Source organism: Streptomyces sp. NPDC007875, assembly GCF_042868035.1.
GTDB lineage: Bacteria > Actinomycetota > Actinomycetes > Streptomycetales > Streptomycetaceae > Streptomyces > Streptomyces antimycoticus.
This window is the reverse complement of record NZ_JBIADZ010000019.1, coordinates 1-23,443: the sequence shown is the minus strand read 5'-3', so window position 1 is coordinate 23,443 and position 23,443 is coordinate 1. Positions and strand designations below refer to the sequence as shown.

The 23,443-nt window shown below is 73.9% G+C and carries 3 protein-coding genes and 1 pseudogene; all 4 read right to left on the bottom strand.

All coding sequences use genetic code 11. The features are described from left to right. Position 1 precedes the first annotated feature (1 nt). Complete coding sequence (locus ACFYOY_RS32135) at positions 2-10,159, bottom strand: type I polyketide synthase (RefSeq protein WP_388591018.1); 10,158 nt, start codon at positions 10,157-10,159, stop codon at positions 2-4. 24 nt (positions 10,160-10,183) lie between these two features. After that, a pseudogene (locus ACFYOY_RS32130) lies at positions 10,184-14,992 on the bottom strand (type I polyketide synthase); the annotation flags it as partial. Between the two features lie 154 nt (positions 14,993-15,146). Further along, positions 15,147-20,045, bottom strand: coding sequence for a type I polyketide synthase (locus ACFYOY_RS32125; protein WP_388591016.1), 4,899 nt, complete (start codon positions 20,043-20,045; stop codon positions 15,147-15,149). Beyond that, the coding region (locus ACFYOY_RS32120; protein ID WP_388591014.1) for an SDR family NAD(P)-dependent oxidoreductase at positions 20,045-23,443 on the bottom strand (3,399 nt) is incomplete at its 5' end. The genes ACFYOY_RS32120 and ACFYOY_RS32125, both read right to left, overlap by 1 nt.

The window sequence follows — 23,443 nt, the reverse complement described above, 5'->3', positions numbered from 1 at the left end:
GTCAGGACAGGCCGAGTTCGTTCTCGATGAAGTCGAAGATCTCGTCGTCCGAGGCGGCGTCGATGCGGCCGGCGACCGCGTCCTCCGCGTCCTCCGGGCCCTGGCCGAGCCGTACCAGCAGGTCCTGCAGACGGGAGGCGAGCGTGGTGCGCGCCTCCTCGTCGGTGGCGACCCGGGCCAGATTGCTTTCCAGGGCGTCGAGTTCCGGAAAGGCCATCGACGCGGCGGTGAAGGTCTCCGGGGCGATCTCCGCTTCCAGGTAGGCGGCGATCGCCGTGGAGGTGGGGTAGTCGAAGAGCAGGGTGACCGGCAGGCGGCGACCGGTGGCCTTGCCGAGCTGGTTGCGGAGTTCGACCGCGGTGAGCGAGTCGAAGCCGAGGTCCAGCAGACCGCGCTCCGCCTCGACGGCGGCCACCGAGTCGAAGCCCAGCACCCCGGCCACGGTCGTGCGGACCAGGTCCAGCAGGAACCGGCCGCGCTCGGCCTCCGGCAGGCTGGAGAGATGCTGCTTGAGCCCCTCGGGCCGCGCGGGTGCGGCCCCGGCTCCCGCGCCCGCGACGCTCCGCCGGGCGGGCTTGGCGGGCGCGGCCCTCACCAGCCCGCGCAGCAGCGCGGGTACGTCACCGGGGCGCGCCGCGAGCCCCGCGGTGTCGAGCCGCATCGGCAGCACGACGGCGGCGTCCACGGCGCGTGCGGCGTCGAAGAGCCTGGCGCCGTCCTCCGAGCAGAACGGGACGATGCCACCGCGCGCCAGCCGGCTCAGATCGGCGCCCGCCAGCTTTCCGGTCATGTCGCTGCGCTGGGCCCACAGCCCCCACGCATGCGACTGGACGGGGCGGCCCTGGGCGCGGCAGTGCTGGGCGAAGGCGTCGAGGAAGGCGTTGGCCGCCGAGTAGTTGCCCTGTCCCATCCCGCCGAAGGTGCCGGCGATGGAGGAGAAGAGGACGAGCGCGGACAGGTCCAGGTCGCGGGTGAGCTCGTGCAGGGTGAGCGCGGCGTCGACCTTGGGCCGCAGCACGCGGTCCATCCGCTCGGCGGTGAGCGAGGACACCACACCGTCGTCCAGGACGCCCGCCGTGTGTACGACGGCCGTCAGCGGATGGGCGGCGGGGACGGTGGCCAGCAGTGCCGCCAGCGCCTCCCGGTCGGCCACATCGCAGGCGGCAAGGGTGACCTCGGCGCCCAACTCGGTGAGTTCCGCACTGAGTTCGGCGGCGCCTTCGGCGTCCGGGCCGCGGCGGCCGGCGAGCAGCAGATGCCGCACGCCGCCCTCGGCCACCAGATGGCGGGCGATGACCCCGCCGATGGTGCCGGTGGCTCCGGTGACCAGCACCGTGCCCTCGGGGTCCCAGGCCGGCGGGGCGGTGTCGGGGGCGGGGGTGGTGGCGAGCCTGGCCACCGTGATGTGACCCTGGCGCACCGCCAGTTGCGGCTCGTCCAGGGCGAGCGCGGTCGGCAGGGCGCCCACCGACTCCTCGTGCTCGTCGAGGTCGACGAGCACGAACCGGTCGGGGTTCTCCGACTGCGCGGAGCGCACCAGGCCCCAGACGGCGGCGTGGGCCAGATCGGGCACCTCCGCGCCGGACGTGGTGGCCACCGCGCCCCGGGTGACGAACACCAGACGGGAGTCGGCGAACCGCTCCTCGGTCAGCCAGGCCCGGACCAGCGCGAGCGCCCGGTGGGTGGCCGTCCGTACGGCGTCGGCCACCCCCTGGGGCTCCGGTGTGCAGGGCACCAGCACGGTGGCGGGCATGGCGGCCGGGTCGGCGGGCAGCGCCGCCAGGTCGCGGTAGGTGTGCGCATCGAGTCCGACCAGCTTGAAGTCGTCGTCGCCGAGCAGGCCCCAGCTCCCGGCGGGGTGTCGCTCGGGAGCCGCCGCGGAGGTGTCGGCGGCCACCCAGTCGAGCCGGTAGAGCGCGTCACCGCCGGTGGCGGCGTCGCCGAGCCGTTCGGGCCGCTTGCGCAGCACGAGGGATTCGACGGTGGCCACCGGCCGGCCGATGGTGTCCGCCACGGTCAGGGCCACCGTGTCGGCGCCGCCCGGTGTGAGCCGCACCCGTACCTCACCGGCGCCGGCGGCGTGCAGTGACACCCCGGTCCAGGAGAACGGCAGCCGGCCCTCGCCGTCCTGGAACGTCGGGCCGAGCGCGATGGTGTGCAGCGCGGCGTCCAGCAGGGCCGGGTGCAGCCCGTAGGCGGTGGCGGCGGACTGCTGCTCCTGGGCCAGCCGTACCTCGGCGAACACCTCGTCGCCGCGCAGCCAGGCCGCGCGCAGCCCCTGGAACGAGGGGCCGTAGCCGAAGCCGCCCGCCGCGAACCGCTCGTAGAGGTCCTCGACCTCGATCGGCTCGGCGCCCGGCGGCGGCCACGCCCCGCCCAGGTCGTAGGAGCCCTCGGCGGCGCCGACCGCCAGCACACCCGTGGCGTGCCGGGTCCACGGCAGCTCGCGCTGCGCGTCCTCGGGGCGGGAGTAGACGTTCAGTGTACGGTGGCCGTCCTCGTCGGGCGCGTCCACCACCAGCTGCAGGGTGACGGCTCCGCGCTCGGGGAGGATGAGCGGCGCCTGCAGGGTCAGCTCCTCGACCCGGTCGCAGCCCACCTGGTCACCGGCCTGGATCGCGAGCTCCAGGAAGGCGGTGCCGGGGAAGAGGACCGTGCCGGAGACGGCGTGGTCGGCCAGCCAGGGCTGGCCGCGCGTGGACAGCCGCCCGGTGAGCACCAGGCCGTCGGTACCGGCGAGTTCGACGGCGGCGCCCAGCAGCGGATGCCCGGCGGAGCCAAGACCGGCCGAGGCCATGTCGCCCACGGTGGCGGGCGCGTCCAGCCAGTAGCGCTGCCGCTGGAAGGCGTACGTGGGCAGCTCCACCCGGCGCGCGCCACGGCCCGCGAACACCTTCTCCCAGTCCACCTCGCCGCCGTGGGCATGCACCAGGCCGACCCCGGCCAGCAACGACTCGGCCTCACCCCGGTCCTTGCGCAGCAACGGGACGAACGCGAGGTCGGTGTCGGCCTCGGCCAGGCACTCCTGACCCATGGCGGAGAGCACACCGGCGGGGCCGATCTCGACGAAGCGGGTCACCTTCCGCTCGGCGAGGGAGCGTATGCCGTCCCCGAAGCGCACCGCCCGGCGGACGTGGCGCACCCAGTACTCCGGCGAGCACAGCTCCTCGCCCGCCGCCTCACCCGTGACGTTGGAGACCACCGCGATCCGCGGCGCGGAGTAGCCGATCCCGGCGGCCACCGTGCCGAACTCGGCGAGCATGGCGTCCATCAGCGGTGAGTGGAAGGCGTGGGACACGGTGAGCCGCTTGCTCTTGACCCCGGCCGTCTCCGCGATCCGCAGGACGGTCTCCTCGTCACCGGAGATGACGGTCGCCCGCGGCCCGTTGACCGCCGCCACGCTCACCCGGTCCTCGTGACCTTCGAGATGCGGCAGCACCTCGGCCTCGGCCGCCTGGAGCGACACCATCGCACCGCCCTCCGGCAGCGCCTGCATCAGCCGGCCCCGGGCCGCCACCAGCGCACAGGCGTCCCGCAGCGAGAACACCCCGGCCACATGGGCCGCCGCCAGCTCGCCCACCGAGTGGCCGACCAGGAAGTCCGGGCGCAAGCCCCAGGACTCGACCAGCCGGTAGAGCGCCACTTCGAGGGCGAACAGCCCGGTCTGGGTGAACACGGTCCGGTTCAGCGGCTCCGGGTCCTCCCCGAACACCACCTCCCGTACGGAGCCGTCCAGATGAGGGTCCAGTTCCGCGCACACCGTGTCGAACGCCGCCGCGAACACCGGGAAGGTGCCGTACAACTCCCGGCCCATAGCGGGTCGTTGGGCGCCCTGTCCGGTGAAGAGGAAAGCTGTCTTCCCGGCATCGGCCACCGTCTCCCGGGCCGTCCCCGAGGCCAGCTCCGCCAGGCCCCGCAGCAGCCCCTCCCGCTCGGCGCCGACGACCACGGCGCGGTGGCCGAAGGCCGAGCGGCTCGTCGCCAGCGCGTAGCCGACGTCCACCGGGCGCAGCTCCGGCAGCCCCTCCAGATGGGCCCGCAGCCGCCCGGCCTGTGCCCGCAGCGCCGTCTCGCTGCGGGCGGAGAGCACCCAGGGCACCACATCGGAGTCGATTGACCGCTCGGCCACCGGTGCGGTGGGCTCGGGGCCCTGCTCCAGTACCACATGCACATTCGTGCCGCTGACGCCGAAGGCGGACACGCCCGCGCGCCGCGGCCGTCCCGTCCCGGGCCACTCCCGGGCCTCGGTCAGCAGCTCCACCGCACCGGCCGACCAGTCCACATCGGGCGAGAGCACATCGGCGTGGAGGGTCTTCGGCAGCACACCGCGGCGCAGCGCCAGCACCATCTTGATGATCCCGGCAACACCCGAAGCGGCCTGGGTGTGGCCGATGTTGGACTTCAGCGCGCCCAGCCACAGCGGCCGGTCCGCGTCCCGCCCCTGGCCGTAGGTGGCCATCAGGGCCTGTGCCTCGATCGGGTCGCCGAGCCGGGTGCCGGTGCCATGGGCCTCGACCGCGTCCACGTCGGCGGCGGACAGGCCGGCACCGGCCAGCGCCTGACGGATGACGCGCTGCTGGGCGGGGCCGTTGGGGGCGGTCAGGCCATTGCTGGCGCCGTCCTGGTTGACGGCCGAGCCGCGCACCAGCGCCAGCACCTCATGGCCGTTCGCCCGCGCGTCCGAGAGCCGCTCCAGCAGCAGCATGCCGACGCCCTCGGCCCACCCGGCGCCGTCGGCGTCCGCCGAGAACGCCTTGCAGCGGCCGTCGGGTGCCATGGCCCGCTGCCGGCTGAACTCAATGAACGTGTCCAGTGTGGACATCACGACAACGCCGCCCGCGAGCGCCAGCGAGCACTCCCCCTGGCGCAGCGCCTGAACCGCCTGGTGGAGGGCGACCAGCGAGGACGAGCAGGCGGTGTCGACGGTGACGGCGGGTCCTTCGAGGCCGAAGGTGTACGAGATGCGCCCGGACGCCACGCTGCTCGCGCTGCCGGTGGCCAGATAGCCCTCGAACTCCTCGGGCGCGCGGCCGAAGCGCGATCCGTAGTCGTTGTAGCTGGCGCCGATGAAGACTCCCGCCTGGGTGCCCTTCACGGAGGCCGGGTCGATCCCGGCCCGTTCGAACGCCTCCCAGCTGGTCTCCAGCAGCAGCCGCTGCTGCGGGTCGATGGCGAGTGCCTCGCGCGGGGAGATCCCGAAGAACTCGGGGTCGAAGTGGTCGGCCTCGTGCAGGAATCCGCCGCCGGTGGCGTAGAAGGTGCCGGGCTTGTCGGGGTCGGGGTCGTAGTGGCCCTCGACGTCCCAGCCGCGGTCGGTGGGGAAGTCCGAGACGGCGTCACGGCCGTCCATCAGCAGCTGCCACAGCTCCTCGGGGGTGGTCACGCCGCCGGGCAGGCGGCAGCTCATGGCGACGATGGCGATCGGGTCGTCGTCGACCGCGACGGTGGCAGGGACCGGGCCCGCCGGAGCGGTGCCCTCGGTGCCGTCGGCGCCGCTCTCGGCCAGCAGGAAGCGGGTCAGCGCGGTGACGGTCGGGTAGTCGAAGACGAGGGTGACCGGCAGCCGCAGTCCGGTGGCCGTGTTCAGCCGGTTGCGCAGGTCGACGGCGGTGAGCGAGTCGAAGCCCAGTTCGCGGAAGGCGCGCCCGGATTCGACCGCCGTGGTGTCGGGATAGCCGAGCGCGGCGGCCACTTCGGTGCTGACGAGGTCGGCCAGCGCGTCCTCGGCCTCCTGCGGCGACAGTCCGGCCAGCCGCTGGGCGAGCGGGGTGTCCGCGTCGGCCGTGGTGGCGTCCGCCGTGTCCGTCCGCCGGGCGTCGGGGAGTTCGCCGAGCACGGCGGCCCCGTCCAGCGAGGGGGTGGCGGCGATGAGCCGATCCCACTCGATATCGGCCACGGCCACGTGGGTGTCGCCCACGTCCAGGGCGCGCTGCAGGGCGCCGATCGCCGGGTCGGGCGCCATCGCGGGCATACCGGTGGCCCGCAGCCGCGCCTCGACCGCCTCGTCGACCAGCCCGCCGCCCGACCACGCGCCCCAGGCCACGGAGGTGGCGGGGAGGCCCTGGGCGCGGCGGGCGTGGGCGAGGGCGTCGAGGAAGGCGTTGGCGGCCGCGTAACTGCCCTGGCCGGGGCCGCCGAGCGTGCCCGCGAAGGAGGAGAAGAGCACGAAGGCGGACAGCTCGCGGTCGCGGGTGAGTTCGTGCAGATGGAGCGCCGCGTCCACCTTCGGGCGCAGCACCCCCTCGGCGCGCTCGGGGGTGAGGGTGTCGAGCACCCCGTCGTCCAGGACGCCCGCGGTGTGGACGACCGCGTCGAGCGGGACGTCGTCCTCGTCCAGCGTGGCGAGGAGGGCGGCCAGCGCGTCGCGGTCGGCGGCGTCGCACGCGGCCACGGTCACCCGGGCCCCCGACTCCCGCAGCTCATCGGCGAGTTCGGCCGCACCGGGGGCCTCGGGGCCCCGGCGGCCGGCGAGCACCAGGTGTTCGGCGCCACCCCGGGCCAGCCAGCGCGCCACATGGGCGCCCAGGCCGCCGGTGCCGCCGGTCACCAGCACGGTGCCGCGCGGCCGCCACGGCGCGGTGGCGTCGGTCAGCGCCGCCGAGGCCCTGACCAGCCTGCGCCCGTGGACACCGGAGGCACGCACCGCCACCTGGTCCTCGCCGGTCGGCCGGCCCGCGAGCACACCGCACAGCCGCGCGATGGCACGGTCGTCGAGGATGCCGGGCAGATCGACCAGACCGCCCCGGCGCCGCGGGTATTCCGCGGCGGCGATCCGGCCCATGCCCCAGGTGAGGGCCTGCAGCGGGTGGTCCAGCACGTCCGCGCGGCCCACGGAGACCGCTCCGCGCGTGGCGTACCACAGCGGGACGTCGGCGCCGGTGTCGCCGAGCGCCTGCAGCAGGGCGAGGTTGAGGGCGAGGCCGAGCGGCTGCGCCGCGTCCGCCCGGTACGGCTCCTCGGCGAGCGCGAGGAGCGAGAGCACCGCGGTCGGGGGCGCGTCCGCCGTCGCCTCGCCGAGCCTGCGGGCGAGCGCCTCGCGTACGGCGTCCGCCTCGGTCAGCTCCACCAGCCGGACCCGGGCGCCGCGTTCCCGCAGCGCCTCCGCGACCCGCGGGCCTTCCGGCGCTCCGGCGGGCGCGGCGATCAGCCAGGTGGCACCGGCCGACGACCGGTCGTGCGGGGCGGTGAGCGTGTCACCCAGGCGCTTCCAGGTGATGTGGTAGCGCCAGGAGTCGAGTACCGACCGCTCGCGGCGCGCCCGGCGCCATGCGGCCAGCGCCGGAACCACCATGGCCAGGGACGACTCCTCGGCGTCCACCTCCAGCGCGGCGGCCAGCGCCGCCAGGTCCTCGCGCTCCACGGCGTCCCAGAAGTCCGCGTCCACCGCGTCGCCTTCGGCGGCGGGTGCGGAGGAGCCCTCGAGCCAGTAGCGCTGCCGCTGGAAGGCGTACGTCGGCAGTTCGACGACCGACGCCCCCGCCCCGGCGAACAGCGCGGCCCAGTCGACGGCCACCCCGCGGACGAACGCCTCGCCCAGCGACATCAGGAACCGCTCGGGACCGCCCTCGCCACGCCGCAGCGACCCGACGACCACCGCGTCCTCGACGGTCGCCTGCAGCGGCATCGTCAGCACCGGATGCGGGGACATCTCCAGGAACGTCCCGAACCCGGCCGCCGACAGAGCCCGCACCGCCGACTCCAGCTCCACCGTCTCCCGCAGATTGGTGTACCAGTACCCGGCGTCGAGCCCGGTGGTGTCGATGGTGTCGCCGGTGACCGTCGAGCAGAACGGCACCTCGGCACGGCGCGGGGCGATCGAGGCCAGGACGTCGAGGAGTTCGTCGCGCAGCTCCTCGACATGGGCCGAGTGCGACGCGTAGTCCACCGGGATGATCTTCGCCCGTACGTCCTCGGCCTCGCACCCCGCCTGAAGTTCACGCAGCGCCTCCGGGTCACCGGACACCACGATCGAGCCAGGCCCGTTGACCGCCGCCACCGAGATACGGCCCTCCCAGGCGGTGATCCGCTCACGCACCCGATCAGCACCCTCGGCCACGGACATCATCCCGCCACGCCCCGCCAGCCCACGCCCAATGGCCTGCGAGCGCAACGCCACCACCCGCGCCCCGTCCTCCAACGACAACGCCCCCGCCACCACCGCCGCAGCGATCTCACCCTGCGAATGACCCACCACCGCAGCAGGCACCACCCCACACGACCGCCACACCTCCGCCAACGACACCATCACCGCCCACAACGCCGGCTGCACCACATCCACCCGACCCAACCCCGGACCCCCACCCCGCAACACCTCGCTCAGCGACCACCCCACAAACCCCGACAACGCCACCTCACACTCCGCCAACCGCCCCGCAAACACCGGCGACGAATCCAACAACTCCACCGCCATCCCCACCCACTGCGACCCCTGCCCCGGAAACACGAACACCGGACGGGCGTCGGTCGCCGTGACTCCCTCGCCGCGCACCACGTGCGCGGACTCGCCGCCCGAGGCCAGCGCGCCCAGTGCGTCGATCAGTTCGTCGCGGTCGCCGCCCAGGACCAGCGCACGGTGGTCGAAGCGGCCACGGGTGGTGGCGAGCGAGTGGCCGATGTCGGCCGGGGAGAGGCCGGGGCGCGCGGTCACATGTGTCAGCAGCCGCTCGGCCTGCGCCCGCAGGCCCGCCGTGCTCTTCGCCGACAGCACCCACGGCACCACTCCCCCGCCCACGGGGGCGGTCCCCTCCGCCGCGTTGTCGGAGGGCTCCTCTTCGGGCGCTTCCTCGATGATGGTGTGCACATTGGTGCCGCTGGCCCCGAAGGCCGAGATACCGGCCCGGCGGGGCTCCTCGCCACGTGGCCACTCCCTGGCCTCGGTCAGCAGCTCCACTGCCCCCGCCGGCCAGTCGATCCGCGAGGAGCGCTCCTCGGCATGGAGCGTCTTGGGCAGCAGGCCGTGGCGCATGGCCTGCACCATCTTGATGACACCGCCAACACCCCCGGCGGCCTGCGGATGGCCGATGTTGGACTTCAGCGAGCCGATCAGTACGGGGTGATCGGCCGCGCGGTCCTTCCCGTACGTGGCGAGCAGCGCGCCCGCCTCGATCGGGTCGCCCAGCGGGGTGCCCGTGCCATGGGCCTCGACCGCGTCGATCTGTTCCGCCGTCAGGGCGGCGTTGGCGAGCGCCTGGCGGATCACCCGCTGCTGGGAGCGGCCGTTGGGCGCGGTGAGACCGTTGCTGGCGCCATCCTGGTTGACGGCGGAGCCGCGGACGATCGCCAGCACCGTGTGGCCGTTGCGGCGGGCGTCCGAAAGTCGCTCCAGCAGCAGCATGCCGACGCCCTCGCCCAGGCCCATGCCGTCGGCGCCCTCGGCGAACGCCTTGCAGCGGCCGTCCTGCGCCAGTCCGCGCTGCCGGGCGAAGCCGATGAGCCCCATCGGGGCACCCATCACGGCGGCGCCGCCCGCGAGGGCGAGGGAGCAGTCGCCCTGGCGCAGCGACTGGCAGGCCAGGTGGAGGGCGACCAGCGAGGAGGAGCAGGCGGTGTCGAGGGTGACGGCCGGGCCCTCCAGGCCGAGGGTGTAGGCGATGCGGCCGGACATGATGCTCGCGGAGATGCCCGTGACCAGGTGGCCCTCCAGCCCTTCGGGCATATGGGGCCAGTCGGGGATGTAGCCCTGGTAGGCGGCGCCCACGAAAATGCCGGTCCTGCTGCCGCGCAGGCCCGCCGGATCGATTCCGGCGCGCTCGAACGCCTCCCAGGAGGTCTCCAGCAGCAGCCGCTGCTGCGGGTCCATCACGGTGGCCTCGCGGGGCGAGATGCCGAAGAACGCCGGGTCGAACTGGTCGGCGTCGTGGAGGAATCCGCCCTCGGTGGCGTAGACGGTGCCCTGCCGGTCGGGGTCCGGGTCGTACAGGTTCTCCAGGTCCCAGCCGCGGTTGCCGGGGAAGCCGGAGATGGCGTCGCGCTCGCCGGTGACCAGCTCCCACAGGCCCTCGGGGCCGCGCACATCGCCCGGGTAGCGGCAGCTCATCGCCACGATGGCGATGGGTTCCCGGGACGCGGCGGTGAGTTGCTGATTGGCCCGGCGCAGCCGTTCGGTCTCCTTCAGAGACTCCCGCAGCGCGCCAACGATCTTGTCGGTTGGGTTTGCCATTGTCAGCTCCGCAGTCGAGTCTCGTCAGAGGTCGTTCTTGTCGTAGGCCATGCGGACGAGGTCATCCACGTCCAGGTCGTCGATGGACTCGGCGGGCTCCTCGTCCACCGGTCCGGTGGCGGGGTCGTGGGAACCGGCCAGTCGCAGCAGCTCGTCCAGCAGCCCGGATTCGCGGAGCCGGAGCAGGGGGATGGAGGTCAGTGCCGCGCGGACCTCGGCCTCCTCGGGGTCGAGGCCGGTGCCCGCGCTGTCATCGGGGAAGAGTTCGGCGCCGATGTGCCCGGCGAGCTCCTCCGCGCTCGGGTAGTCGAAGACGACGGTGACGGGGAAGCGGAGCCCGGTCGCGGTGCCCAGGCGGTTGCGCAGGTCGACGGCGCTCAGGGAGTCGAAGCCCAGCTCGCGGAAGGCGCGCTGGGCGTCGACGGCCTCCGGGCCGGGATAGCCGAGCACGGTGGCGATCTGGGAGCGCACCAGCGACAGCACGGCCGCCTGCCGGTCCGCCGGTGCCATGTCGGCCAGCCGGTCGCGCAGCGAGGAGGACTCACCGGTCGTGTCCGCCCCCGTGCCGACGTCGGCGGCGAGGATCCGCGCCACGTCGGGCACTTGGCCGATGAGCGGGCTGGGCCGGGCCGAGGTGAAGACGGGGACGAACCGCTCCCAGTCCACGTCGGCGACCACGACCACGGTCTCGTCCCCGTCCATCACCTGCCAGAACGCGTCGATGGCGAGCCGGGGAGTCATGAACGGGATGCCCCGGCCGCGCAGTTGCTCCTCGGCGAGGTTGGCGGCCATGCCGCCCTCCTCGGGGCTCCAGATGCCCCACACCACCGAGGTGGCGGTGAGGCCGCGGGCCCGGCGGTTCTCGGCGAGCCCGTCGAGATAGGCGTTGGCGGCAGCGTAGGCGCCGTGTTCGCCACTGCCCCAGACGGCCGAGATGGAGGAGAAGAGCACGAAGGAGTCGAGGGTGTCCCGGTCGAAGAGGGCGTCCAGGTTGGCGGCGCCCGCGACTTTGGCCTCCGCCGTGTCGGCGAACTCCGCCAGATCGGTGTCGGCGAGCGGGACGAGCACACCGCCACCCGCGATGTGCAGCACGGAGCGGATGGGCGGGCCCTCGGCCTCCACATCCCGTACGAGCGCCTCCAGCGCGGCGCGGTCGGCCACATCGCACGCGGCCACGGTGACCTTGGCGCCCAGCTCGGTCAGTTCGGCCCTGAGCTTGTCCGCACCGGGCGCCTCGGGGCCGCGGCGGCTGGTGAGCACCAGGTGTTCGGCACCGGCCTGGGCCAGCCGCCGGGCGATCTGGGCTCCGACGCCACCGGTGCCGCCGGTGAGCAGCACGGTGCCCTCGGGGGTCCAGGCGGCGCCGCTCCCCCGGTGTCCGGCGGCTCGTACCAGCCGCCGGGTGAACACACCGGAGGGCCGCAGGGCCAGCTGGTCCTCGTCGCCGAGACGGCCCGCGAGCGCACCGCACAGCCGTGTGGTGACCCGGCCGTCGACGGTGCCCGGCAGGTCGATCATGCCGCCCCAGCGCTGGGGGTGTTCGAGGGCGGCGACCCGGCCCAGGCCCCATACGGCCGCCTGGGCGGGGCTGTCGAGCACATCGGTGCCGCCGACGGACACACCCCCACGGGTGGCCAGCCACAGCGGGGCCTCAACGCCAGTGTCGCCGAGGGCCTGGACGAGGGCGAGGGTGAGCGCGAGGCCCATGGGCACCCCCGCGTGGCCGGGGTGCGGTGCGTCGGCGAGCCCGAGCAGGGAGAGCACCCCGGCCGGGGTGTCTCCGGCGGTGGCCTCGGCGAGCCGCGCGGCGACCGCGGCGCGGTCGGCCTCGGCCGCCTCGACGGTGACGACCGTGGCGCCGTGGGTCTCCAGACCGTCGCGTACGGCGTCGATGAGCTCGGTGCCGGGGTGGCCGGCCGGGACCACGAGCAGCCAGGTGCCGGTCAGAGCCGCCGAGGCCGGGTCCGGCACCCGGTTCCAGGTGACGTGGTAGCGCCAGGAGTCGAGCACGGACCGCTCCCTGCTGCCGCGACGCCACGAGGACAGCGCCGGGAGCACGGTCCGCAGCGACGACCGCTCCTCGTCGGCGTCCACTTCCAGCGCGGCGGTCAGCGCGGCCAGGTCCTCGCGCTCGACGGCGTCCCAGAACTCGGCGTCCGCCGGGTCGCCTCCGGTGGCGGCCGCCGGTGCCGGGGGCTGCTCCAGCCAGTAGCGCTGCCGCTGGAAGGCGTACGTCGGCAACTGCACCACGGACGCGCCCAGCCCGGCGAACAGCGCGGCCCAGTCGACGGCCACCCCGCGGACGAACGCCTCGCCCAGCGACGTCAGGAACCGCTCGGGACCGCCCTCGTCACGCCGCAGGGACCCGACGACCACCGCGTCCTCGACGGTCGCCTGCAGCGGCATCGTCAGCACCGGATGCGGGGACATCTCCAGGAACGTCCCGAACCCGGCCGCCGACAGAGCCCGCACCGCCGACTCCAGCTCCACCGTCTCCCGCAGATTGGTGTACCAGTACCCGGCGTCCAGACCCGCGGTGTCCATGGGTGCGCCCGTCACGGTGGAGTGGAAGGTGATATCCGAGGTACGCGGGCGGATCGGGCCGAGGAGGTCGAGGAGTTCGTCGCGCAGCTCCTCGACATGGGCCGAGTGCGACGCGTAGTCCACCGGGATGATCTTCGCCCGTACGTCCTCGGCCTCGCACCCCGCCTGAAGTTCACGCAGCGCCTCCGGGTCACCGGACACCACGATCGAGCCAGGCCCGTTGACCGCCGCCACCGAGATACGGCCCTCCCAGGCGGTGATCCGCTCACGCACCCGATCAGCACCCTCGGCCACGGACATCATCCCGCCACGCCCCGCCAGCCCACGCCCAATGGCCTGCGACCGCAACGCCACCACCCGCGCCCCGTCCTCCAACGACAACGCCCCCGCCACCACCGCCGCAGCGATCTCACCCTGCGAATGACCCACCACCGCAGCAGGCACCACCCCACACGACCGCCACACCTCCGCCAACGACACCATCACCGCCCACAACGCCGGCTGCACCACATCCACCCGACCCAACCCCGGACCCCCACCCCGCAACACCTCGCTCAGCGACCACCCCACAAACCCCGACAACGCCACCTCACACTCCGCCAACCGCCCCGCAAACACCGGCGACGAATCCAACAACTCCACCGCCATCCCCACCCACTGCGACCCCTGCCCCGGAAACACGAACACCGGCTTCCCGGCGGGGCCCGCCAAGCCCTGGGCCACGAGGCCACCGGGCTCGCCCCGGGTGAGCGCCGTCAGCCCGTCGCGGAAGTCCTCGACGCCCCCACCGACCACCACGGCGCGGTGGTCGAAGAGGGCGCGGGTGGTGGCCAGCGAGAGGCCCACGTCCGCCGGAGACAGCTCCGGATCCTCCGCGAGGCGCGCCAGCAGCCGTTCCGCCTGCGCCCGCAGACCCGACTCCGTCTTGGCCGAGAGCACCCAGGGCACCGTTCCCCCGCCCATCGGGGCGTCCCCCTCGGCCGAGGTGTCCGAAGGCTCCTCCTCGGGGGCCTGCTCGATGATGGCGTGGGCATTGGTGCCGCTGGCGCCGAAGGCGGACACCCCGGCGCGGCGGACCCGCCCGGTCTCCGGCCACGGCCGGGCCTGGGTGAGCAGTTCGACGGCGCCCGAGGACCAGTCCACGTTGGGCGACGGCTCCTCGACGTGCAGGGTCCTGGGCAGCACACCGTGGCGGATCGCCTGCACCATCTTGATCACGCCGCCGACCCCCGCGGCGGCTGCCGTGTGGCCGATGTTGGACTTCAGCGAGCCGAGCCACAGCGGCCGGTCGGCCGGGCGCTTCTTCCCGTACGTGGCGAGCAGGGCGTTGGCCTCGATGGGGTCGCCCAGCGACGTTCCCGTGCCGTGCGCCTCGACCACATCGACATCGGCGCCGGACAGTGTGGCGTTGGCCAGCGCCTGGCGGATCACCCGCTGCTGCGCACGGCCGTTGGGCGCGGTGAGGCCGTTGCTGGCGCCGTCCTGGTTGATGGCGGAGCCGCGGACGACCGCGAGCACGGGGTGGCTGTTCCGGCGGGCGTCCGAGAGCCGCTCCAGCAGCAGCACGCCGACGCCCTCGCCCCAGGCGGTGCCGTCGGCCGTCGAGGAGAACGCCTGGCAGCGGGAGGAGGTGGACAGCGCACGCTGGCGGCTGAACTCGATGAAGCCGCTCGGCGTGGACATCACGGTGGTGCCGCCGGTGAGCGCCATCGAGCAGTCGCCCTGCCGCAGCGCCTGGCAGGCCATGTGCAGCGCCACCAGCGAGGACGAGCACATGGTGTCGACCGTGACGGCCGGTCCCTCCAGGCCCAGGGTGTAGGCGACCCGGCCGGAGAGGATGGCGCCCGAGGCGCCCATGGACATCTGGCCTTCGAGCCCTTCGGGGAGCTCGGTCAGACCGCGGGCGTAGTCGAAGTCGGTGGCACCCATGAAGATTCCGGTGTCGCTGCCGCGCAGGGTGCCCGGGTCGATTCCGGCCCGTTCGAAGGTCTCCCAGACCACTTCCAGCAGCAGCCGCTGCTGCGGGTCCATGGTGAGGGCCTCGCGCGGCGAGATGCCGAAGAACGCCGGGTCGAACTGGTCCACGTCATGGAGGAATCCGCCCTGGCGGGCGTAGGTGCGGCCCTCCCGGTCGGGGTCCGGGTCGAAGAGGTTCGGCAGGTCCCAGCCCCGGTCGGCCGGGAAGTCGCCCATGCCGTCCCGGCCTTCGGCGACGGCCTGCCACAGGTCCTCGGGGGACCGGATGTCGCCCGCGTAGCGGCAGTTCATCGCCACGATGGCGATGGGCTCGGGGGTCTGCAGCTCCTGGATCCGGCCGTGTGCCGCGCGGAGGTGGCCGGTGGCCCGCTTGAGGTAGTCGCGCAGCTTCTTCTCGTTGTCCATGGTCGTCAGCTCCTCAAGAGGGCCGGAACGTCGGTGGCGGCCGGGGCGGTGGCGCGGCGGTTCATCGGGCCGTCAGATCCCGGCCCAGCAGCTCGAACATTCCGTCGAGCAGCTCGAACATCTCGTCGTCCGTGGCCGATTCGATGTCGTCCAGCTCCAGGGCGGCGAGGGTGGACTGGGCTCGCTCGAGCTCCGCGAGCGACGCGGTGTCCATGGACTCCTCGTCCGACGGCAGGAGTTCCTCCCGCAGCAGCCCGGCGAGGTCGTCGGCGGTCGGGTAGTCGAAGACGAGGGTGACCGGCAGCCGCAGCCCGGTGGCGGCGTTCAGCCGGTTGCGCAGATCGACCGCGGTGAGCGAGTCGAAGCCCAGCTCCTTGAAGGCCCGTCCGGTCTCGACCGCGCCCGCGTCGGCGTAGCCGAGGGCCGCGGCCGCCTGCTCGCTCACCAGCTCCACCAGGGCGGTGTGACGGTCGGCCGGGCTCAGCTCCGCGAGCCGCTTGCGCAGCGCGGCGGCGCCACCGGCCTCCTCCCGCTCCGCCGCGGCCGGGTCCTGCCCGGTGCCGCCCGCCTCGGGGAGGTCGGCGAGCAGCGGCAGCGGCCGGGTGGTGGACAGGGCGGGTGCGAAACGGCCCCAGTCGATGTCGGCGGCGACGAGGAATCCGTCGCCGTGCGCGACCGTCTGGCGCAGCAGTTCCAGGGCCCGCGCACCGTCGATGGGGGGCGCGCCGCGCCGTCGCAGCTGGTCCGCCACCTCACCGTCGATCATTCCGCCGCCCGCCCAGGCGCTCCAGGCCACCGACGTGGCGGGCAGGCCGTCCGCGCGGCGCAGTTGGGCGAGCGCGTCGAGATACGCGCTCGCCGCCGCGTAGTTGCCCTGCCCGGCGGCGCCCACGGTGCCGGCGATCGAGGAGAGCAGGACGAAGGCGTCGAGGTCCAGGTCCCGGGTGAGCTCATGCAGATGGCGCGCGCCCGCCGCCTTGGGGCGCAGTACGGCATCGATCCGCTCGGGGGTGAGAGCGTCGACGGTGGCGTCGTCCAGCGTGCCGGCGGCGTGCACCACGGCGGTCAGCGGGTGGTCCGCGCCATCGCCCGTGACCGAGTCCAGCAGGTGTGCCAGCGCCGCGCGGTCGGCCACATCGCAGGCGGCGACAGTCACCTGGGCGCCGCTCTCGGTCAGTTCGGCCTCCAGCTCGGCCGCACCCGGGGCCTGGGGCCCGCGACGGCTGACGAGCACCACGTGTTCGGCGCCCTCGTGGACCAGCCCGCGGGCGATCTGGGCGCCGACGCCGCCGGTGCCACCGGTGATCAGGACGGTGCCGCGCGGCTGCCAGCGGTCACCGGAGGACGTGGCACCGGCCCGCCTGAGCCGCCGGGCGAGGGTGCCCGATGCGCGGATGGCCAGCTGGTCCTCGCCGTCCTGGCCGGTCAGGGCGCGGGCGAGCGCCCGGAGGGCGCCCTCGTCGATCCTGGCGGGCAGATCGATCAGGCCACCCCAACGCTGCGGGTGTTCCAGGGCGACCGCACCGCCCAGACCCCAGACCAGGGCTTGTGCGGGGGCTTCGAGACGGTCGGCGCCACCCGCGGAGACGGCGCCGCGGGTGACACCCCACAGGGGCGCGTCGAGGCCCGCGTCGCCCAGCGCCCGTAGCAGGGCGAGGGTGGTGACGAACCCGGTGGGGACGTCGGGGTGTGCCGGGTGCGGTGCCTCGTCGAGGGCCAGCAGGGACACCACACCGCCGGGCGCCCCGGCTTCCCCGAGGGCCTCGGTGATGCGGGTGGCGAGCCGGGTCCGGTCGATGTCGTCCGCGCCGATCCGCAAGGGGACGATCTCGGCACCGAGCGCGGCGAGTCCGGCGGTGATGGCCTCGGCGTGTGCGGCTCCGGTGTCGGCGGCCCCGGTGCTGGTGGCCCCGGTGCTGTCGGGCACCGCCACCAGCCAGCGGCCGGTGAACGCGGAGGTCCACTGTCCGTCGACCGGCTGCCAGCCGACGCGATAGCGCCACGAGTCGAGCACCGCTTGGTCGCTCAGCCGGGACCGCCACGAGGAGAGCAGCGGAAGCACCTCGCTGAGCGGCGCGTCGGCACCGGTGCCCAGTGTGGCCGTCAGCGTGTCCAGGTCGGCGTTCTCGACCGCGGTCCAGAACTCCGCCTCCGCCGGGCCGGTGGCCGCCTCGGCGACGGGCCCGGTCTGGGGCTCGACCCAGTAACGGGCGCGCTGGAAGGCGTACGTGGGAAGGTCGACGCGCCCGGCACCGCGCCCGGCGAACAGCCCCCGCCAGTCCACCTCCGCGCCGTGGACGTACGCCTGGGCGAGCGAGAGCAGCATCCGCTCGGGGCCGCCCTCCTCGCGGCGCAGAGTGCCGATGACGGCGGCCGCGCCGTCAGCGGCCTCGACGGTGGCCTCCATGGCGGCGGCCAGCACGGGGTGCGGGCTCACCTCCACGAACAGCCGGTGGCCGCTGGTGAGCAGCGCCCGGGTGGCCGTTTCGAGCCGCACGGTCTCCCGCAGATTGCGGGCCCAGTACGCGGCGTCGAGCCCGGCGGTGTCGAGGGGTTCACCGGTCACGGTGGAGTGGAAGACGGTCCGCGAGGTGCGCGGACGGATGGGGGCGAGGATGTCGAGCAGCTCGTCGTGGATCTGCTCCACCTGGGCGGAGTGCGAGGCGTAGTCCACCGGGATCAGCTTCGCCCGTACGTCCTCGGCCTCGCATCGGGCCAGCAGCTCGTGCAGCGCCTCCGGTTCACCGGAGACCACCACGGCGCCTGGGCCGTTGACCGCCGCCACGGAGATGCGGCCGTCCCAGGCGGCGATGCGCTCCCGCACCTCCTCGACCGGGAGTGAAACGGACATCATGCCGCCGTGTCCGGCAAGGCCCCGTGCGATGGCCTGCGAGCGCAACGCCACCACCCGCGCCCCGTCCTCCAACGACAACGCCCCCGCCACCACCGCCGCAGCGATCTCACCCTGCGAATGACCCACCACCGCAGCAGGCACCACCCCACACGACCGCCACACCTCCGCCAACGACACCATCACCGCCCACAACGCCGGCTGCACCACATCCACCCGACCCAACCCCGGACCCCCACCCCGCAACACCTCGCTCAGCGACCACCCCACAAACCCCGACAACGCCACCTCACACTCCGCCAACCGCCCCGCAAACACCGGCGACGAATCCAACAACTCCACCGCCATCCCCACCCACTGCGACCCCTGCCCCGGAAACACGAACACCGGACGGGCCTCCACCACCGCCGCGCCCCCGCCGCGCACCACCCCGGCGGACACCCCTCCGGTGGCCAACGCCTCCAAGTGGCACAGCAGTTGGGAGCGGTCCGCGCCCACAACCGCGGCGCGGTATTCGAAGGCCGACCGACCGGTGGCGAGCGCGTGGCCGACGTCGGCCGCAGACAGGGCCGGACGCTCGTTCAGCCACGCCAGCAGCCGCTCCGCCTGCGCCCGCAGTGCCGTTTCGCTTCTGCCGGAGAGCACCCAGGGGACGGCGGAGCCGCCGAGCGCGGTGCCGTCGAGCGCGGGTGCGCCGTCTTCCTCGTCCTCCCCGGCGGCCGGGGCCTGTTCGAGGATGACATGGGCGTTGGTGCCGCTCACGCCGAACGCGGACACCCCGGCACGGCGCGGGCGGCCACGCTCCGGCCACTCCTGGGCCTCGGTCAACAGCTCGACCGCGCCGGAGGCCCAGTTGACGGCCGGGGACGCCTGGTCGACGTGGAGTGTCCTCGGCAGCGCGGCGTGACGCAGCGCCATCACCGTCTTGATGACCCCGCCGACCCCGGCCGCCGCCTGGGTGTGGCCGATGTTGGACTTGAGCGAGCCGAGCCACAGCGGATGGCCAAAGGTGCGGCCCTTGCCGTAGGTGGCGAGCAGCGCGCCCGCCTCGATCGGGTCGCCGAGCGCCGTGCCCGTGCCATGGGCCTCTACGGCGTCGACGTCGTCCACCGTCAGCCCGGCGGCGGTCAGCGCCGCCTCGATGACGCGGCGCTGGGCCGGGCCGTTGGGCGCGGCGAGGCCGTTGCTGGCGCCGTCCTGGTTGATGGCGCTGGAGCGCAGGACGGCGAGGACCGGGTGCCCGTTGCGGCGGGCGTCGGACAGCCGCTCCAGCAGCACCATGCCCGCGCCCTCGCCCCAGCCGGTGCCGTCGGCGCCCGCCGCGAAGGACTTGCAGCGGCCGTCGGCCGCCAGTCCGCGCTGGTGGCTGAACTCGACGAAGACACCGGGGGTGGCCATGACCGCCACCCCTCCGGCCAGCGCCAGCGAGCATTCGCCGCGGCGCAGCGCCTGGGCCGCCAGATGCATCGTCACCAGCGATGAGGAGCATGCGGTGTCCAGGGTGATGGCCGGTCCTTCGAGGCCGAGGGTGTAGGAGATGCGGCCGGACGCGACGCTGGAGACGTTGCCGATCAGCAGATGGCCCTCGACGCTCTGCGGCGCGTACTGCGGGTCTCCGCCGTACTGGAACGAGGCGAGTCCCACATAGACCCCGGCCCTGCTGCCCTTCAGCGAGAGCGGGTCGATGCCCGCGCGTTCGATCGCCTCCCAGGACACTTCGAGCAGCAGCCGCTGCTGCGGGTCCATGGCCAGCGCCTCACGCGGGGAGATGCCGAAGAAGGCCGGGTCGAACTGGTCGGCGTCGTGGACGAATCCGCCTTCGCGGGTGTTGCAGGTGCCCGACCGGCCGGGATCCGGGTCGTAGAGGCCCTCGATGTCCCAGCCCCGGTTGGCGGGGAATTCCGAGATCGCGTCCCGGCCCTCGGCCACCAGCCGCCACAGGTCCTCCGGTGAGCGGACACCGCCGGGGAAGCGGCAGCCCATCGAGACGATGGCGATCGGCTCCCGCTCGTCGGCCTCGATCTGGTCCAGCCGCGCACGCGCCTGCTTGAGATCGGAGGAGACCCGCTTGAGGTAGGTGAGGAGTTTCTCTTCGTTCTCGTTCGCCATCAGGAAGCCCCGAATTCGTTGTCGATGAAGTCGAAGACCTCGTCGGCGGTAGCGGAAAGGAGTTCGGTGTCGGGCGATGGGCTGCCGGTGCGCTCCACGGGCGTCCCGCCCAACTTCGCCATGAGGTCGCCGAGACGCCCCGTCAGCCGCTCCCGGACTCCGTCGTCGGCGATCAGCTCCGGCAGTGCGGACTCCCACCGGTCCAGGTCGTCGAGGAGGGTGAGCGCGTCCGTCGGCCGGGCCGACGGCAGCTCGCCGCGGAGGTACTCGGCCAGCGGCACGGGCGCCGGATAGTCGAAGACGAGGGTGGCGGGCAGGTCGAGTCCGGTGACCGTGGCCAGCCGGTTGCGCAGTTCGACGGCGGTGAGCGAGTCGAAGCCCAGCTCCTTGAACGGGCGGCCGCCGGCGACCGCGTCGGACGAGGAGTGGCCGAGCACGGCCGCCGCCTGGGCGTGCACCAGATCCCGCAGGGCCCGGTCCAGGTCCTCGCCCGACAGGCCCGCGAGGCTCTCCAGGAAGGTGTCCGCCACGCCGTCCGGCCCGCTGCCGTCGGGGGCGGCCGCCGTGGTGGCGAGGGCGTCGCGCACCTCCGGCAGCTCGCCGATCAGCGGCCGCGGGCGCGCCGCGGTGAAGCCGGGGACGAAGCGGTCCCAGCGCACATCGGCGAGGACGAGCGAGGTCTCGCCGGTGTGCAGTGCCTCGCCGAGCGCGGCCACCGCCAACTGGGGTGCCATCGCGGGCAGTCCACGGCGGCTGAGGTGCTCCGCCACCTCGCCGTGCTCGATCATGCCGTGGTCGGCCCAGGGGCCCCAGGCCACGGAGGTGGCTGGGAGGCCGCGTGCCGCGCGGTGCTCGGCGAGGGCGTCCAGGCAGGCGTTGGCGGAGGCGTAGGCGCTCTGTCCGCCACTCCCCCAGGTGGCGGCGATCGACGAGAAGAGCACGAACGCTTCGAGGTGGTCCTGGTCCAGCAACGCGTCCAGATGGGCCGCGCCCAGGACCTTGCCGTCGGCCATCTCCGCGAAGTCGGCCACCGTGCTGTCGGCGAGCTGGGAGAACTCCACGACGCCCGCGGCGTGGAAGACGGCGTGCACCGGGTCACCCCCGGCGGTGGTCCGGCGCAGCAGTGCCGCCACCTCGTCGCGGTCGCGGACGTCGCACGCCGCCACCGTCACCCGGACGCCGCCCTCGCTCAGCGCGATCAGCTCGTCGCGCAGTTCGGCGGCGCCGGGTGCCGCCGGGCCACGGCGGCTGGTGAGCACGAGATGTTCGGCGCCGGAGCGGGCCAGCCAGCGGGCGACCTGGGCGCCGAGCCCGCCGGTGCCCCCGGTGATCAGCACGGTGCCATGCGGCTTCCAGCTCTCCCGGCTCGGTGTGCGCAGCGGCGCCCGGACGAGCCGCCGGACGAACACCCCGGCGTCGCGGAGGGCGAGCTGGTCCTCCGGACCGCTGTCGCCGACGATGCCGGAGAGCGCGGCGCACAGCCGGTCGGCCGTCCGCTCGTCGAGGTCCCCGGGGAAGTCGACCAGACCGCCCCACCGCTGGGGGTGTTCCAGGGCCACGACCCGGCCGAGGCCCCAGGTGGCGGCCTGTGCGGGGCTGCCGAGCGGATCGGATCCGCTCACCGACACGGCACCGGCGGTGGCGAGCCACAGCGGCGCGGCGATCCCCGCGTCGCCCAGCGCCTGGATCAGCCCGACGTTGAGGGCCAGACCGGTGGTGAGCGCGGTGTGTTCGGGGTGCGGACCGTCGTCGAGGGCGAGTAGCGAGAGCACACCGGCCGGGGTGCCCCCGGTGGCCACCGCCTGACGAAGCCGCTCGGCAAGCGCGTCGCGGCCGGTCGTGGACAGGGTGAGGGGCACGACGTGTGCGCCGCGCCGGTCGAGCGCGGCCGCCACGGCGGCGACCCGCGCACTGTCGGCCCGGCCCTCGGGCACGGCCAGCAGCCAGGTGCCGGACAGCGGCGCCGTACGTTCCTCGACGGACACCGGAGACCAGGTGATCCGGTAGCGCCACGAGTCCACGGTGGCGCGGTCGCTCTGGCCCCGGCGCCAGGAGGAGAGCGCGGGCAGCAGTTCGCTGAGCCGCGTCTGCTGGTCGATCTCCAGGGTGGTGGTCAGCGCCTCCAGGTCCTCGCGCTCGACGGCCTCCCAGAAGCGTGCCTCCACGGCGGACGCGTCCGTGGCGGCGGCGGTCGGCGTTCCAGGCGTAGCGGGGTCGAACCAGTAGCGCTGCCGCTGGAAGGCGTACGTGGGCAACTCCACCCGGCGCGCACCGCGCCCGGCGAACACCCGCTCCCAGTCCACCTCACCACCGTGAGCGTGCACCTGCGCGACCCCGGACAACAGCGCCTCGACCTCGGCACGGTCCTTGCGCAGGAGAGGGACGAACGCGGCCGGGCCGGACACACACTCCCGGCCCATGGCGGAGAGCACACCCGCCGGGCCGATCTCCACATACCGGGTGACACCCTGCCCTTCGAGGAACCGTATGCCCTCCCCGAAACGGACCGCCTGCCGCACATGGCACACCCAGTACTCCGGCGAGCACACCTCCTCGCCCACCAACTCGCCCGTGACGTTCGAGACGATCGCGGTGCGTGGCATGGCGTAGGTGATCCCGGCCGCCACCTCGGCGAACTCGGCCAGCATCCCCTCCATCAGCGGCGAGTGGAAGGCATGCGAGACGCTCAGCCGCTTGCTCTTGACCCCCACCGCCTCCGTGACCGCCAGCACCGCCGACTCCTCACCGGAGATGACAGTCGCCACCGGGCCATTGACCGCCGCCACACTCACCCGGTCCTCGTAACCCGCCAGATGCGGCAGCACCTCGGCCTCCGCGGCTTGGAGGGAGACCATCGCGCCGCCCTCGGGCAGCGCCTGCATCAGCCGACCGCGCGCGGCCACCAGCGCACACGCGTCCTCCATCGAGAACACCCCCGCCACATGCGCGGCGGCCAGCTCCCCCACCGAATGCCCCACCACGAAATCCGGCGCGACACCCCACGACGCCATGAGCTGGAACAGCGCCACCTCCACAGCGAACAACCCGGTCTGCGTGAACACCGTCCGGTCCAGCGCCTCAGCGTCCCCGCCGAAAACCACCTCCCGCACCGAACCATCCAGATGACGGTCCAACTCCGCGCACACCGCGTCGAACGCCGTCGCGAACACCGGGAACGCCGCGTACAACTCCCTTCCCATACTGGGTCGTTGGGCGCCCTGCCCGGTGAACAGGAACGCCGTCCTGCCCTCCTCGTCGGCCACCGTGCCGGGGGTGACGCCCGTGGCGAGCCGGTCCAGTCCGCTCAGCAGCTCCTCCCGGTCGCGGCCGACGACCGCCGCACGGTGGCCGAAGGCGGACCGGCTCAGCGCCAGCGAGCAGCCCACATCCACCGGATC